This window comes from Oculatella sp. LEGE 06141, from assembly GCF_015207605.1.
Taxonomy (GTDB): Bacteria; Cyanobacteriota; Cyanobacteriia; order Elainellales; family Elainellaceae; genus Oculatella.
Window position 1 is genome coordinate 97,743 of record NZ_JADEWO010000004.1, and the last position, 14,431, is coordinate 112,173.

At 52.7% G+C, this 14,431-nt stretch carries 13 protein-coding genes; 9 read left to right on the forward strand and 4 right to left on the reverse strand.

The window, feature by feature from the left end; all coding sequences use genetic code 11:
- The first annotated feature begins 190 nt into the window (after window positions 1-190).
- The 3 genes from IQ268_RS04635 to IQ268_RS04645 are packed head-to-tail and all read left to right on the forward strand — an operon-like array spanning window position 191 to window position 4,075.
- On the forward strand, window positions 191-1,315 hold the full coding sequence (locus tag IQ268_RS04635) for a glycosyltransferase family 4 protein (protein WP_193876038.1): 1,125 nt from the start codon (window positions 191-193) through the stop codon (window positions 1,313-1,315).
- 24 nt (window positions 1,316-1,339) lie between these two features.
- Entirely contained in the window at window positions 1,340-2,782 is a 1,443-nt protein-coding gene (gene wbaP, locus IQ268_RS04640; RefSeq protein ID WP_193876040.1) for an undecaprenyl-phosphate galactose phosphotransferase WbaP, read from the forward strand.
- A gap of 6 nt (window positions 2,783-2,788) precedes the next feature.
- Window positions 2,789-4,075 carry an O-antigen ligase gene (locus tag IQ268_RS04645; RefSeq protein WP_193876042.1) on the forward strand — a complete coding sequence of 429 codons (1,287 nt, stop codon included), beginning with the start codon at window positions 2,789-2,791 and terminating at the stop codon, window positions 4,073-4,075.
- Here the strand turns inward: IQ268_RS04645 and IQ268_RS04650 are convergent.
- Entirely contained in the window at window positions 4,012-4,608 is a 597-nt protein-coding gene (locus IQ268_RS04650; protein ID WP_193876044.1) for a hypothetical protein, read from the reverse strand. The genes IQ268_RS04645 and IQ268_RS04650 overlap by 64 nt on opposite strands.
- A gap of 479 nt (window positions 4,609-5,087) precedes the next feature.
- On the opposite strand from IQ268_RS04650, the gene ruvB reads away from it, so the two are divergent.
- Together ruvB and IQ268_RS04660 are read left to right on the forward strand one after the other, a co-directional pair.
- Window positions 5,088-6,230, forward strand: a complete 1,143-nt coding sequence (gene ruvB / locus IQ268_RS04655; protein WP_193876046.1) for a Holliday junction branch migration DNA helicase RuvB — start codon at window positions 5,088-5,090, stop codon at window positions 6,228-6,230.
- Window positions 6,231-6,270: 40 nt separating this feature from the next.
- Window positions 6,271-7,086 (forward strand): tetratricopeptide repeat protein, encoded by an 816-nt coding sequence (locus tag IQ268_RS04660; protein WP_193876048.1) that lies wholly within the window; start codon window positions 6,271-6,273, stop codon window positions 7,084-7,086.
- Window positions 7,087-7,124: 38 nt separating this feature from the next.
- Here IQ268_RS04660 and IQ268_RS04665 read toward each other — a convergent pair whose 3' ends face one another.
- Window positions 7,125-7,961 carry a TIGR01548 family HAD-type hydrolase gene (locus IQ268_RS04665; RefSeq protein ID WP_339383548.1) on the reverse strand — a complete coding sequence of 279 codons (837 nt, stop codon included), beginning with the start codon at window positions 7,959-7,961 and terminating at the stop codon, window positions 7,125-7,127.
- 207 nt (window positions 7,962-8,168) lie between these two features.
- Between IQ268_RS04665 and IQ268_RS04670 the strand changes: the two genes are divergently transcribed.
- Entirely contained in the window at window positions 8,169-8,480 is a 312-nt protein-coding gene (locus tag IQ268_RS04670) for a 30S ribosomal protein PSRP-3 (protein ID WP_255527143.1), read from the forward strand.
- Window positions 8,481-8,615: 135 nt separating this feature from the next.
- Here IQ268_RS04670 and atpC read toward each other — a convergent pair whose 3' ends face one another.
- A complete protein-coding gene (gene atpC, locus IQ268_RS04675) occupies window positions 8,616-9,032 on the reverse strand; it encodes an ATP synthase F1 subunit epsilon (protein ID WP_193876052.1) in 417 nt (138 codons plus the stop codon).
- Window positions 9,033-9,115: 83 nt separating this feature from the next.
- Window positions 9,116-10,573, reverse strand: coding sequence for a F0F1 ATP synthase subunit beta (atpD, locus tag IQ268_RS04680; protein WP_193876054.1), 1,458 nt, complete (start codon window positions 10,571-10,573; stop codon window positions 9,116-9,118).
- Window positions 10,574-10,924: 351 nt separating this feature from the next.
- Here atpD and miaB point away from each other — a divergent pair, with 351 nt between their 5' ends.
- The 3 genes from miaB to IQ268_RS04695 all read left to right on the forward strand — a co-directional run bounded on the left by miaB (window position 10,925) and on the right by IQ268_RS04695 (window position 14,427).
- A complete protein-coding gene (gene miaB, locus IQ268_RS04685; RefSeq protein ID WP_193876056.1) occupies window positions 10,925-12,316 on the forward strand; it encodes a tRNA (N6-isopentenyl adenosine(37)-C2)-methylthiotransferase MiaB in 1,392 nt (463 codons plus the stop codon).
- Between the two features lie 103 nt (window positions 12,317-12,419).
- Entirely contained in the window at window positions 12,420-13,553 is a 1,134-nt protein-coding gene (locus IQ268_RS04690) for a D-alanine--D-alanine ligase family protein (RefSeq protein WP_193876058.1), read from the forward strand.
- Window positions 13,554-13,707: 154 nt separating this feature from the next.
- Window positions 13,708-14,427 carry a hypothetical protein gene (locus tag IQ268_RS04695; RefSeq protein ID WP_193876059.1) on the forward strand — a complete coding sequence of 240 codons (720 nt, stop codon included), beginning with the start codon at window positions 13,708-13,710 and terminating at the stop codon, window positions 14,425-14,427.
- The last annotated feature ends 4 nt before the right edge of the window (window positions 14,428-14,431 follow it).

A 14,431-nucleotide genomic window follows, 5' to 3' on the forward strand; every position in this document is an offset into this window, starting at 1 on the left:
CTCACACTATTTCGCTGCTGATTCGCCGCTGATATGGACTGTTAGCGGTTGTGCTTCAGGTTGAAAGCTGCGGCAATTCTTACCCGGAGGTGGCTCCAATCTCTGGGAGAATCAACTTGCTGCCAAAATCAGCGGTGCCAGTCGAGGTTGACTAAATTAGAGCGGGTGTTAGCAGAGAGGACTAAGTGCAGTGAAGACGGCGATCGTCCATGAGTGGTTGGTTACATACGCTGGTTCAGAGCGGGTGGTTGAGCAGTTGCTAGCCCTCTACCCGCACGCCGACCTTTTTAGCCTGGTTGATTTCCTGCCGCAGGAGGGTCGAGATTTTATTCAGCACAAGCCCGTTAGCACCTCGTTCATTCAAACTCTGCCGTTTGCCAGGAAGCACTTTCGCCAGTATTTGCCGCTGATGCCGCTGGCGATCGAACAATTGGATGTGTCTGGTTATGACCTTGTTCTGTCCAGCAATCATGCTGTTGCCAAGGGCGTGCTAACGCGTGCCGACCAGCTACACATCAGCTACATCCACACCCCCATTCGCTATGCCTGGGACTTGCAGCAGCAGTATCTTCAAGGAGCCAGCTTAACGCAAGGATTTCGTTCGGCACTGGCTAACCTTGTACTTCATTACCTGCGCCTGTGGGATTTGGCCTGTTCAAATCGAGTCGATTATTTCATTGCCAACTCGCAATTTGTTGCTCGACGCGTCTGGAAAACCTATCGGCGTAAGGCGCAAGTGATTTACCCACCTGTGGCGATCGATCGGTTCTATCCCAAACCGCAGCGAGACGACTTTTACTTCACCCTCTCCCGATTCGTACCCTACAAGCGTGTAGAACTAATTGTGGCCGCCTTTACCCGCATGGGCTTACCGCTCGTCGTGATTGGTGACGGCTCAAACCGAAGGCAGATTCAGCAGTTGGCTGGTTCAAATGTTCACCTGTTGGGGCAACAGCCCGATGCCGTTGTTGAAGACCACATGCAGCGCTGTAAAGCGTTTGTGTTTGCCGCCGCCGAGGATTTTGGCATTGCTCCGGTCGAAGCTCAAGCCGCAGGAGCGCCAGTCATTGCCTATGGCAAAGGGGGGGTCACTGAAACCGTTATCCCCGGTAAAACTGGTTTATTTTTCCCAGAACAAACTGTAGAAAGCCTGATTGAAGCCGTTCAACAATTTGAGTCCGGCCAACTTCTTGTTGATCCCGCCCGCTTAAGGGAACATGCCGAACGGTTTTCTCCCGATCGCTTTCGTCAGGAACTATTTCGCTTTATTGATCAAAAATGGACACTATTTCAGCGGAGGGATGGCATACAGTAATAGCGTGAGGAGTCATGAATTGAAATGCAGCTTAACCGAACGTTACGACCTGCCATTTCGGCGCTGAGCGTAACCACACGCTCTTGGCCAACTGTCGCCATTATGGTCGGGTCAGACCTGCTAGCGTTAGGGCTTGCGGGTGTATTAAGTGTCTACATCAGATTGTTTTTGGATGGTAAATATCACCCCATGTTGTACTGGCAACTGTATCCAGTGCTGGGGTTGTTCATTTTGGCGTATGCCACAGTAGGGCTATATCCCGGTGTTGCCCTTAGCCCCGTGGACGAACTGCGCTGGATTAGTTTGGCGAGCAGCTTGATCTATCTGGCGTTGGGGTCAGCGACGTTTTTACGGCGAGAAGGGGAAGTTTACTCCAGGGGTGTGTTTTTAATTGCCTGGGGGCTTTCGATTATTCTGGTGTTGCTGGGGCGAACGCTGATGCGTCGCCTGTTTGCCTCTAAACGATGGTGGGGCTATCCAGTCATGGTGCTTGGCGCAGGGCAAACGGGTGAAATGGTAATTCGAACCCTCAAGCGCCGCCCTGGTATTGGCTTGAAACCCGTGTTGGTGCTGGATGACGACCCGGCTAAACACGGAACGCTGTATGGAGTTCCGGTGGTAGGCGGGGTGGAACTGGCACCGGCTCTGGCGCGATCGCGCCACATTCCCTATGCCATTGTCGCTATGCCAGGTGTACCGCGCCATCGGCTGTTGATGCTGCTCGATCGCTACGGCCACAGCTTTGCTCACCTGCTCATCATCCCCGATCTGTTTGGCTTCTCCAGCCTGTGGGTGGCGGCAAAAGACATGGGCGGCATTTTGGGCTTAGAGGTGCGGCAGCAGCTATTACTGCCGGGGCCACGACTGGCTAAACTTCTGATGGACTTAACGTGTACGCTCATTGGCGGACTCCTCGTCTTACCTTTGATTGTGATCATTGCCGTGCTGATCCGGTTCGATTCTCCAGGCCCCGTTTTTTATGGACAAACCCGGATTGGCCAGAACGGCAAACCATTCAAGGCATGGAAGTTTCGCTCTATGGTGCGAGATGCCGACAAAAAACTGCATGACTATCTCCAGAGCCATCCCGAACTACGCGAGTCCTGGGAGAAGGAACACAAGCTGCGCTACGATCCGCGCGTTACAGGAATAGGGCGATTTTTGCGGCGAACCAGTTTAGATGAACTGCCTCAGCTCTGGAATATTTTGCGAGGAGAAATGAGTTTAGTGGGGCCGCGTCCCATTGTTGACGAAGAGATCTGGCGCTATGGCGAAAAATTTAACCTGTTTACCAAGGTCACTCCCGGATTAACGGGGCTGTGGCAGGTGTCAGGGCGCAATAATATTACCTATGAGGATCGGGTGAACCTGGATGCCTACTACGTGCAAAACTGGTCGGTTTGGCTCGATGTTTATATTCTGATTCGTACGGTTTGGGTCGTGATATCGGGAGAGGGAGCCTACTAAATGTGAATGGTTAAAGCTTCAAGTCCGTCTCAGCTTCCCTACCGCTTATTTCGGTTTAGTCTGGCAAGTCTCCCGTTTCTGTACTACGCCAGCCTGGTTGGATTGGCGATCGTGATTGCGGTTCTGTTCAGAAGGTTTAAGCACACGGCACTTGATCCAATCACCCGTAATGGGCTGTTGGCGATTAGCGTATTGCTCGTGTTGAGTGCCTCGGTTGCGTTTAATCGCGGTGAGGCGTTTTTGCAACTGACTAACTTTCTACCGTTTTTTGTCTTGTTTGGTGTCCTGCCGTTTGTGTTCAACAGCGTCAATCGCCTGGAGCGTGTGGCGATCGACCTCGTTTTAACGTCTATTCCCATTAACATCATTGCGTTTTTTGAATACCTGCTGAAGTTGCCGCACCTGTCGCCGTCGATTCGCCGCATTCCGTTCGTTCACTGGGTGCGATCGGCTCCCCATAAAGGTCGCGCTATGGTGATGTTTGATCACCCCAACGCCCTGGCTAGCTACTTAGTTCTGGTTTTTGGTTTAGGGTTGGGCTTAATTCTTGGGGGGTTAGCCGAGCAGCAAGCCAATGCCGAGGCGCAACCCTCCAGGCCACCCACACAACCCTGGACGATGCTGCTGTTCTGCGGTACCTTTCTCAATCTGGTGGGAATCTTCAGCTCTGGATCAAGGAACGGTATTCTGGTCGCTATTTCCCAGCTTGTGATTTTTACCCTGTGCGTTAAGGCAAGCCGCCATGTTTTACTCACTGCGCTGTTTAGCATTGCCAGTGTCTTAATTGGGGCTGCGCTGTTTGGCATTGGTGGCCGCGCCCTCTCCCTGGTTGGTTGGGCAGATGATCCAAGGGTTGGGGTATGGCGCGTGGCGCTTGGGTTGATCCACGATCGCCCCTGGCTGGGATGGGGGTTAGGCAATTACAAGTTTTTGTACCCCCTGCGTCGCTCAGCCTACGACTTTCCGCATGTGTTCCATCCCCACAATTTCTGGCTGTTGCTCAGCTCCGAAGCTGGACTGTTAGTTATGGTTGGGTTAACTGCCCTGGTGGGCTACATTTGCTGCAAAGCCGCCAGTTCTATCCTTTCAAGTACAACGCCACTGCCCCATCGGGGCGTTGGCATTGGCTATTTGCTGTCGTTCTGGGGCTGTATGGCGTTTGCTCTATTCGATGTCACGTTTTATGATGCGCGAATTAACGTGTTGAACTGGGCGATTTTAGCTGGACTTTACTCAATTGCAGTCAGGTCACTGTCTGCCAAATCAATTGCAGCCGAATCTACATCTGGCTGAGCGATCGCCCGTTTCATGGCTTGCTGAATCACCAACCGCTGCTCTGCATCGTAACCCCAGCGGTCTAAAAATGCTTGATAAGAGCCAACTCCAGTCACGGCGCTCTCAAGCAGTTTGCTGGCTTTTTCTGCGACGAGCGGCAGTTGGGTCAGTTGAATCAGGTTGAATGTGCGCGATCGCACCTGCTCAGACCCTTGTGCCATCTCTGCGTTTTGGTTGCGACGGTGAGTGATCGCCATTGCCGATGACATAGCCAGGTTCTTGACTAGCAGTTCGGCAACGGTTTCTGGAGCAGACTGCAAGGCTCGGATCACTGCCGGAGAAGGATGGTCGGCCAGCGATCGCTCCCCCGACAAGTAGGTGACAAAAAATCCGCGTGCCCCGTTTTGGCTGCTAACCAGGGCGGCGATCGCCTGTTCTATCTCCGCATCCGAACAGGCACCCTGCTCGATCTGCGCCAACAATGAGTCGGTGAGGGCGATCGCCTGTTCAAACGTTACAGATTCGGGAACATGAAACGTCGGTTCAGCCATAGATTAAACAGCACTCAAACGGTGATGATGTAGACTCTAACTGTAAAAACGGTTAATCAACCTTCCTCAAGAGGCAATCTGGTTGTAATTTTGCTGGGTTGCAACGGGCTGGTACTTTTATTAATACAGATGTTCAATAATACGGGTGTTTCATCTCTAAGTTGGGCTTTAATTTGAATAGCGTTTATGGCTGTTTTAGATAAGCAATTAAGAGGGTGTCTGAGAATGGCTCAACATTCTAAATTAGCCCCCTAAATCCCCCAAAAATGGGGGACTTTGAAACAGAATTGATTCGGAAGTACCCCAATTCTGGGGGATTAGGGGGCGGTTCGAGTTGGAGCTTAGCACTTTTAAGACATCCTCTAAGGCCGTTCATTGCTTGAGCGAGCCAGTTTGGACGGTTAAGAAGCCCCAATTCATTAATGCTGCATTTACCTTAGTAGTCTAAAGCGTAAAATCGCCCTATGTAAGGCTGGCTCATGGCAATTATTTCCTCAAAGCAACCGCCCTTAGATCCCGATAATCGGCCAGGTACCGATCGACCAGAGCGATCGGTACCTGGCCGCGAGTTTCGGCTGCCGCAAACCGAGGAGGCGTTACTGCAAGCAGAGGGCAACGTTGACGAATACGGCAAACAAGAGGAAAGCCTTCGGCCAAAGCGGCTGGCCGATTATGTGGGGCAAAAAGATTTAAAAGACGTATTGGATATTGCCATTCGTGCCGCTCAAGGCCGCAAAGAAACGCTAGATCATCTGCTGCTATATGGCCCTCCCGGTCTGGGAAAAACCACCATGTCTCTAATTTTGGCGGCAGAGATGCAGGTGAATTGCAAAATTACGTCGGCTCCGGCATTAGAGCGTCCCAGAGATATTGTGGGCTTACTCGTCAATTTGCAACCGGGCGATGTTTTGTTTATTGACGAAATTCACCGTTTGCCACGCGTGACTGAAGAGATTCTTTACCCGGCGATGGAAGACTTTCGGCTGGATGTCACCATTGGTAAAGGGCAAAGTGCCCGTACACGCAGCATTCCACTGCAACGATTTACCCTCGTTGGCGCAACGACAAGGGTAGGGGCGTTAACGTCGCCATTACGCGATCGCTTTGGGTTGATTCAGCGCTTGCGGTTCTACGAGTTGGATGAACTCACCCTGATTGTGCAGCGAACGGCAGAGATTTTGAACACGCCAACTACCCAGGAAGGAGCCGAAGAGATTGCCCGACGCGCCAGGGGCACCCCCCGAATTGCAAACCGCTTGCTGAAGCGAGTCCGAGACTATGTTGAGGTTAAGTTAACCGGAGCTAAAATCAGCCGCACGATCGCCGCTGAAGCGTTGGAATTGTTCAACGTCGATCCGTGTGGGCTGGATTGGACCGATCGCCGCATGTTAACGGTAATGATTGAGAATTTTGGCGGTGGCCCGGTTGGGCTAGATACGATCGCCGCTGCTACCGGGGAAGACTCGCAAACTATTGAGGAGGTATACGAACCGTATCTGCTGCAAATTGGCTACCTCCAGCGTACTCCCAGAGGCCGAATTGCCACCCCAGCCGCCTGGAACCATTTGGGATATCAGCATCCGGGGCGACAGCTACCGTTGTTGTCGAAAGAGGTCAACTAACGGAATTGTCCTCTGGCTTGAAACCTGTCATGATTGACTGATGTTAAGACATTTTCTGACGCTGTTACTGGCCGCCACCCTTGTGTTGAGTTGGGCGATCGCATCTCCAGCCTATGCTCAGTCGGAGGAACCTTCGTTTATCAACTGGGTTGAAGGTTTAGAGAGTGCGAGAGATCAAGCGTTTGAGGCCACGAATCGGGGTGATTTTGCCGCCGCAGAAACCTATTGGACTCAGTTGATTGAGCAATTGCCCGAAAACCCAGCATTCTGGAGCAATCGCGGTAATGTGCGGGTCAGCCAAAACAAGCTGGATGAAGCGATCGCAGATTACAACAAGGCGATTGAACTGGCTCCTACCGCTCCCGATCCCTATCTCAACCGGGGTACAGCGCTGGAAGGGTTGAAGCGCTGGGATGAGGCGATCGCAGATTACAACAAAGTTTTAGAGCTTGATCCAGACGATCCGGCCGCCTACAACAATCGCGGTAACGCCGAAGCAGGTCGGGGCAACTGGCAACAGGCCGTTGATGACTTCAAACGCGCCAGTGAATTAGTCCGAGATTATGCCTTTGCCCGTGCCAACTATGCGCTGGCACTGTACCAGATTGGCGAAACCGACGAGGCGATTCGCACCATGCGGAATCTGGTTCGCAAATATCCTCGGTTTGCTGATATGCGGGCGGCCTTGACAGCAGCATTGTGGGTGAACGGTCAACAGGGTGAAGCAGAGAGCAACTGGGTGGCCGCAGTCGGGTTAGATTCGCGCTACAAAGATTTAGATTGGGTGGCAAACGTCCGCCGCTGGTCGCCTGCAATGGTGGATGCGCTCGGTAAGTTTCTGAGTTTGTCGGGCTGATTATCTTCTAACCAGTCTTCTAAACCGCTCGCTTCTGTTTACCCTCCTGCATTGGCTGCGCTAGATGCCGTTTGCACTATCTCTAGAATTACAGTGGGCGTGAGCTGTTCTACATTGGCAAGGACGATCGCCGCTCCCGCTTCAATTAACGTGTTGCTATACGCCTGCCGATAGTCTTCTGGCGCTTGGGCATGGGGCGGCAAAATTCCAACTCCCACCCAGAGACGATCGGGCTGGTGCGATCGCGCCTTTTCAACAGTACTCATATCGGCAACCGTATCCCCCACATACAGCACGGGGGCGGGTGATGCTGCCGCCGTTGAGCTTGCTTCCAGTTGGCTTAGTACATCAAATAGTCCTGTTGGGTCTGGTTTGCCTGGTGCGTCCTCCATTGCCACCAACACAGGTGCAGACAACCCCAACCGCTTTTCCAGGGCGTAAGTAGCCGATCCTCTAGTCGCACCGCTAAAGAAGCCCCACGCAATGTTAGCCTCGGTTAACTGCTGCAAATAAGCAGGAGTTAGCAACAGGGGTTCTTCACAGATGTACCCCGTCCAATGGTGTGGATCGGGGCCACGATAACGGCTCTGGAAAAAAGCAACCATTGCTTCATAATCCAGGAACAACTGCGATCGCCCCTGCCCCTGGGTTTCAAAATAGCGATACACCAGCTCGCGCGATGCTTCCCAGTCGTTGTTCCAAATCCCTTCAGCTTTGAGAATATCAATGTCTGCCTGAGACGGACGGTACGCGCCAGCGGTAAACTGCTCGACCGTATCTGCCAGGGCGCGGCGGTAAGACCCACCAACATCCCGCACCACTCCGTCAATATCAAAAACGGCGATCGCAGAAATGGGTTGCTTAACTTGCGGCACAATTCCTCACAGGTATTCAATTTAGTTCAGCAATCAGCCGCGATGATCTGGACGCGGCTCTGGCTCTTGTGGCAGGAGAGATTTCCAGGTCAAATCATTGCCGTATAGTCTATAATCCATAGGCTAGATCTTGGTCGTTAGCCATCCTGCAAGCCTGTAGATTAATATAGAGGGTTGTAGCGTTTTGGGAAACAGACTAGGGCTGTTCTGGAGGGTTCATTGTCAAAGTTTATTTTGAAAGTTCTCTGGTTAGATGAGAACGTCGCGCTTGCCGTCGATCAAGTCGTCGGCAAAGGTACAAGTCCGTTGACTTCCTATTTCTTTTGGCCTCGCAATGATGCCTGGGAGCAGCTAAAAACTGAATTAGAAGGCAAGCACTGGATTGCAGAAGCCGATCGCATTGAGATTCTCAATCAGGCCACTGAGGTAATCAACTACTGGCAAGAGGAAGGTAAGAACCGTCCGATGTCGGAAGCTCAGGCAAAGTTTCCGGAAGTGGCGTTTACAGGTAGCGCCTGATGCCTGGGGCCTCATAACCTGTAAATCAACAAACAAAGGGACACGATAACCGTGTCCCTTTTGTTAGAAATAAGTTGGTTGGCAATCAATGCCGCGTTGCTTCACTTTCAACTAAAGTTAAACTTTCAACTGAAGTTAAACTGAAGCCGATCCACCTGATGCCTGGAACCGCGCCCTCGCCCGCTTCAGCGCTTGCGTTGCTTGAATTAGCTCTTGACGGCTGCCGCTGCCTTGCACCTGGTTCAGACGGGCTTCTGCGTCGGAATAAGCTTTACGGGCTGTTTCGCGGTCAATTTGATCGCCCCGCTCGGCACCATTCACCAGGATTGTCACTTCATTGTTTTCAACTTCGGCAAAGCCACCCAGAAGAGCGATCGCCACCCAATCTTTGCTCGATCGAACTCGCATCACCCCCGTATCTAACGCCGATAGCAGAGGTGCGTGACCGCTCAGAATTCCTAGCTGACCGGTAGTACTCGGAAGAATGACTTCTTCAGCTTCAGAGTCCCAGACTGTCTTGTCTGGTGCGATAACACGAACGGTTAATGCCATAGTTTTGGTTCAAATTACTAAAGGTTAAGGAACAGGGGGTCGGAAACAGAGGAATCTGCTGCCTGTTCCTGTTCCCTTGTTCCTTACTTACCTTCCGACTTCATCTTCTCGGCTTTGGCGATCGCCTCGTCAATGCCGCCCACCAGGTAGAAGGCTTGCTCCGGCAGATCGTCTAGCTCACCGTTCAAAATCATCTTGAAGCCTCGGATGGAGTCTTCCAGGGAGACGTACTTACCAGGAGAACCCGTAAACACCTCTGCCACAAAGAACGGCTGGGACAAGAAACGCTCAATCTTACGGGCGCGAGCCACAGTGAGGCGGTCATCTTCAGACAATTCATCCAGACCCAAGATGGCAATGATGTCTTGCAGTTCCTTATAGCGCTGGAGGGTCGCCTGGACTGCCCGTGCCGTGTTGTAATGGTCTTCGCCTACGATCGCAGGCTGCAACATGGTTGAGGTTGAATCTAGTGGGTCTACCGCAGGGTAAATCGCTTTAGCGGCCAACGCCCGCGACAGCACTGTTGTTGCATCCAGGTGAGCAAAAGTGGTTGCCGGAGCGGGGTCTGTCAAGTCATCCGCAGGAACGTAAACGGCCTGAATGGACGTAATCGATCCTTCCGTGGTGGATGTAATCCGCTCTTGCAGGTCGCCCATCTCGGTACCCAGGGTGGGCTGGTATCCTACCGCAGACGGCATCCGTCCCAGTAGTGCCGATACCTCTGAACCCGCCTGCACAAACCGGAAGATGTTATCGATAAACAGCAGCACGTCCTGCTTGTTCACATCCCGGAAGTATTCTGCCATGGTCAAAGCAGACAAACCCACCCGCATTCTGGCTCCGGGGGGTTCGTTCATCTGACCGTACACAAGAGCAACTTTGGACTCGCCAATGTTGTCAATGTTGATAACGCCAGATTCTTTAAATTCGTTGTAAAGGTCATTTCCTTCACGGGTGCGCTCGCCCACACCGCCGAACACAGATACACCACCGTGTTCCATGGCAATGTTGTGGATGAGCTCTTGAATTAGCACGGTTTTACCCACGCCAGCACCACCAAACAGGCCGACTTTACCCCCTCTCCGGTAAGGAGCCAGCAGGTCGATAACCTTAATTCCGGTTTCAAATACAGAAGGCTTGGTTTCCAGGTCGGTTAGCTTTGGCGCAGGACGGTGAATTGAGAACTTCTCGTCCGTATTCACTGGCCCCAACTCATCGATGGGTTCGCCTAACACGTTAAAGATGCGACCCAGGGTAGGAGCACCCACCGGGACGCTAATGGGCGCTCCGGTGTCTACCACTTCCATACCGCGCACTAGGCCGTCCGTGGAACTCATGGATACCGCACGAACTTGGCTGTCTCCCAGAAGTTGCTGAACTTCACAGGTGACAGAAACTTTTTGACCAGACGAATTTTCGCCTGAAACAACAATAGCGTTGTAGATCTGGGGCAGTTGGCCGCTGGGAAATCTCACATCCACAACCGGACCAATGACCTGGGTAATAAAACCGACGTTTGTTTTCTCTGCTGTGGTGACCATGCTTGCGCCTATCGTTTGATCAGCTTTTCTAGAGACGTAAAATTAAGACAGCCTGATACTGAGCCTGACGGTTAAGAAATCGTCATCTTTCAGATTATCACTGAATAAACCCTTTACAGAAATGGGTTTGCTCTATGGGCAGTAATTAATACTTAGCTCTAATCATGCCATCGCCATCATATCGGATAGTCTGGCTTAGATGATGCGATCGCTTCAGTTAAACTTCAACCCCACCACCAAAACCCATCCGGCAGGTCTGGCGTTAACGCAGGCAAAACCTATAATTGTAGATTGCGGAGCTAACCCAACCGCTGACCTTGTTGTTTCCACCGTCCGCTAAGTGTTTCAACTATGACTGACGCGCCGCGCCGCTACCACATTACGACCTTTGGTTGTCAGATGAATAAAGCTGACTCCGAACGGATGGCTGGCATTTTAGAAGAGATGGGATTTCAGTGGTCAGACACCCCCGACCAGGCTGAACTGATTCTCTACAACACCTGTACGATTCGAGACAATGCCGAGCAAAAGGTATATTCCTACTTGGGTCGGCAGGCACGGCGTAAGCATGAGCAGCCCGATCTGACCTTAATTGTGGCGGGCTGTGTGGCGCAGCAAGAAGGGGAAGCCTTACTGCGGCGGGTTCCCGAACTGGATTTAGTCATGGGGCCACAGCACGCCAACCGCTTACAGGAGTTGCTAGAGCAGGTTTTTAACGGGAATCAAATTGCGGCAACTGAACCCGTACATATTTTTGAAGACATCACCAAGCCCCGGCGCGACAGTACCGTTACGGCCTGGGTCAACGTGATTTACGGTTGCAACGAACGATGCACCTATTGTGTTGTGCCCAATGTGCGGGGAGTAGAGCAATCTCGATCGCCCGAAGCCATTCGAGCTGAAATGGAAGAGCTGGGGCGGCAGGGCTTCAAAGAAGTGACGTTGCTGGGGCAAAACATTGATGCCTATGGCCGTGACCTACCCGGAAGTACGGCGGATGGTCGCCATCTGCACACGCTGACCGATTTGCTGTATTTCGTTCATGATGTGCCTGGTATTGAACGAATCCGTTTTGCGACGAGCCATCCTCGCTATTTTACAGAGCGGCTAATTCGTGCCTGTGCGGAACTGCCCAAGGTATGTGAGCATTTCCACATTCCGTTTCAGTCGGGCAACAACGACATCCTCAAAGCCATGTCTCGCGGGTACACCCGTGAAAGATACCTCCGAATTATTGATACCGTTCGCCGTTACATGCCCGATGCCTCGATTAGTGCCGATGCGATCGTTGGTTTTCCAGGCGAAACCGAAGCCCAATTCGAAGACACAATGCAGTTGGTGGAGGCGATCGGGTTTGACCAGCTCAATACGGCAGCCTATTCGCCGCGTCCCGGCACGCCAGCCGCTCTTTGGGATAATCAACTCAGTGAGGACGTAAAGAGCGATCGCCTCCAGCGGTTGAATCATTTAGTCTCGATTAAAGCGGCTGAGCGATCGCAGCGGTATCACGGGCGAGTCGAAGAAGTGCTGATTGAACAGCAAAACTCCAAAGATCCACAGCAAGTGATGGGACGGACGCGCGGTAATCGCCTGACTTTCTGTACGGGGGCGATCGCAGAACTCCAGGGCAAGCTGTTACCCGTTCGGATCACTGACATCAGGGCCTTTAGTTTGACGGGCGAACGGGTTGACCAACCACCCACGATCGAGTCTGTGCATTTGGCCGGGGCGGGTGTTGATTGAAGCGCGGTTAACACTGGCCGATGGGGTGCGCTTACTCCATGATTTGTCGAAATGAACCAGTGTGGTAGGCTATCTGCGATAAGCGCGACGGGAGCAAGGGCAGATGGCACTGCGGGTTGGACTCTTATTTGGGGGCTGTTCTGGAGAGCATGATGTTTCCATTAGTTCTGCCAGGGCGATCGCTCAAGCCTTAGGCACAGGTGCCAATGCCGATACTTATCAGCTCATGCCGATTTACATTCAAAAAGATGGGTGTTGGCAAGTCGGCGAGGTTCCGCAGCAGATATTGGCAGGACAACAGCCCGCTCAGTTCGCCGCAGCGCAGCCTGCACCAGGGGGTGTTGAGTCTAACGTCAGCACCACTAAAACAACGGCTCTATCCGCTCCGGCTACCACTGCACAGCGGTTACAGCGCTGGCAATCGCCATCTCAGGTGGCTGAAGTAGATGTCTGGTTTCCTGTGTTGCACGGCCCTAACGGAGAAGACGGCACCGTTCAAGGATTGCTGAAATTGATGCAGGTGCCGTTTGTGGGGGCAGGCGTTTTAGGCTCGGCTGTGGGGATGGACAAAATTGCGATGAAGATGATCTTCTCCCAGGCTGGATTGCCTCAGGTGAACTACATTGCGGTTAACCGTTCCGAGATTTGGTCTAATCCCTGTGTGTTTCCCAAACTTTGCGATCGGATTGAATTAGAACTGGGATACCCTTGCTTCATTAAACCCGCGAACCTTGGTTCATCCGTTGGCATCTCCAAAGCCAGAACTCGCGCTCAGCTTGAAGCGGCACTGGATGAAGCGGCTAGCTACGATCGCCGCCTGGTGGTAGAAGCGGGCGTGGTAGCCCGTGAGCTAGAGTGTGCGGTGCTGGGAAATGACCATCCCCAGGCATCCGTAGTGGGGGAAATTACGTTTCAAAGCGATTTTTATGACTATGAGACAAAATACGCTGGCGGATTGGCCGACCTGCTCATTCCTGCACCTGTACCCGAGGCGATCGCTTCCCAGATCCAGGAGATGTCTATTCGAGCGTTCCAGGCCGTTGATGGGGCAGGGTTAGCGCGAGTTGATTTCTTTTATGTTGAAGCCACTGGAGAGGTGCTGATTAACGAGATCAACACCTTTCCCGGGTTTACGGCTACCAGTATGTATCCTCGTCTTTGGGGTGCCAGTGGCATTACGTTTCCAGAATTAGTCGATCGCCTCATTCAACTTGCCCTAGAACGCCATGCTGGTTAAAGATTAGAACCATTGCTGCCGCCCGTCGCTAACTCTTCGGTTCGTCCTCAGGTTGGCATGTTGCAGACTTGCCCTAGCCATGATCCTCGGCAGGTCATAAAATAGCGGGTAACATGAAACGATCGTCCTATCTCCCCAAAACCGAGGTTGGCTAATGGAGAGACTTCAAGGCACCAAACAGCAATCCGTTCATCCCTATCCTGCTGAACCTATCCCGTCTTCTGGCGAATCGCAGCGATCGGCTGTTTCGTTGAACTGCAACGTCGTAATGCAATTTCTGCAACGCTACCCGATGCTCTTTTGGAGCATCGTCTGGGTTGGAGTGCTGCTAACCGCAGGCATTGCCGTATCTAGCTTGATGAGTCCCGGCTTCATTAACCAGCCCGCCCCATCCCGAGTCGAGTCGCCTCGACCAACAGTGACAACAGATCAAGGCGGCGACCAAACGATACCTGTCTGGTCGCTCGTGGCAATTTCTGCTAGTTGCGCGTTTGGCTGCTACATGATTTCGCAACGGTTGCGATCGCAACCCCAGGTGCGCCACCTGCCCCGCACCCGCAAGCCTGTGAAGCCGCGATCGCCTCGTCCCACCGCCAGAGCAGCTCTAGTGTCTGGCCACTCGTCTGGCAATTCGTCTGGCCGCTCGCAGCAGACTATCGCTGCATCTATACCTCGTGTTGCTCGGCTCAGTCAGGCTAACTCTCAGCCAGCCCCTGCTGCACAGAGCCAACCATCAACGGTCGTTCCGGCGAAACCAGTGATCACGGTTTTGCCAACCGGGCAGAGCCATCCATTGGATTGGAATCAGCCCAGCCTGGCTGACGACCTGGATTTGCGGCGGCGGCAGCCTCTATCTCACTGGCTCCAGCGTTGAGTTG

What these genes read in the sequence shown, in the direction of transcription:
- atpC (WP_193876052.1), bottom strand. Translation starts at nt 9,032, where the DNA reads ATGGCATTAACCGTTCGTGTTATCGCACCAGACAAGACAGTCTGGGAC.
- ruvB (WP_193876046.1), top strand. Translation starts at nt 5,088, where the DNA reads ATGGCAATTATTTCCTCAAAGCAACCGCCCTTAGATCCCGATAATCGG.
- miaB (WP_193876056.1), top strand. Translation starts at nt 10,925, where the DNA reads ATGACTGACGCGCCGCGCCGCTACCACATTACGACCTTTGGTTGTCAG.
- IQ268_RS04690 (WP_193876058.1), top strand. Translation starts at nt 12,420, where the DNA reads ATGGCACTGCGGGTTGGACTCTTATTTGGGGGCTGTTCTGGAGAGCAT.
- wbaP (WP_193876040.1), top strand. Translation starts at nt 1,340, where the DNA reads ATGCAGCTTAACCGAACGTTACGACCTGCCATTTCGGCGCTGAGCGTA.
- IQ268_RS04650 (WP_193876044.1), bottom strand. Translation starts at nt 4,608, where the DNA reads ATGGCTGAACCGACGTTTCATGTTCCCGAATCTGTAACGTTTGAACAG.
- IQ268_RS04645 (WP_193876042.1), top strand. Translation starts at nt 2,789, where the DNA reads ATGGTTAAAGCTTCAAGTCCGTCTCAGCTTCCCTACCGCTTATTTCGG.
- IQ268_RS04695 (WP_193876059.1), top strand. Translation starts at nt 13,708, where the DNA reads ATGGAGAGACTTCAAGGCACCAAACAGCAATCCGTTCATCCCTATCCT.
- atpD (WP_193876054.1), bottom strand. Translation starts at nt 10,573, where the DNA reads ATGGTCACCACAGCAGAGAAAACAAACGTCGGTTTTATTACCCAGGTC.
- IQ268_RS04660 (WP_193876048.1), top strand. Translation starts at nt 6,271, where the DNA reads ATGTTAAGACATTTTCTGACGCTGTTACTGGCCGCCACCCTTGTGTTG.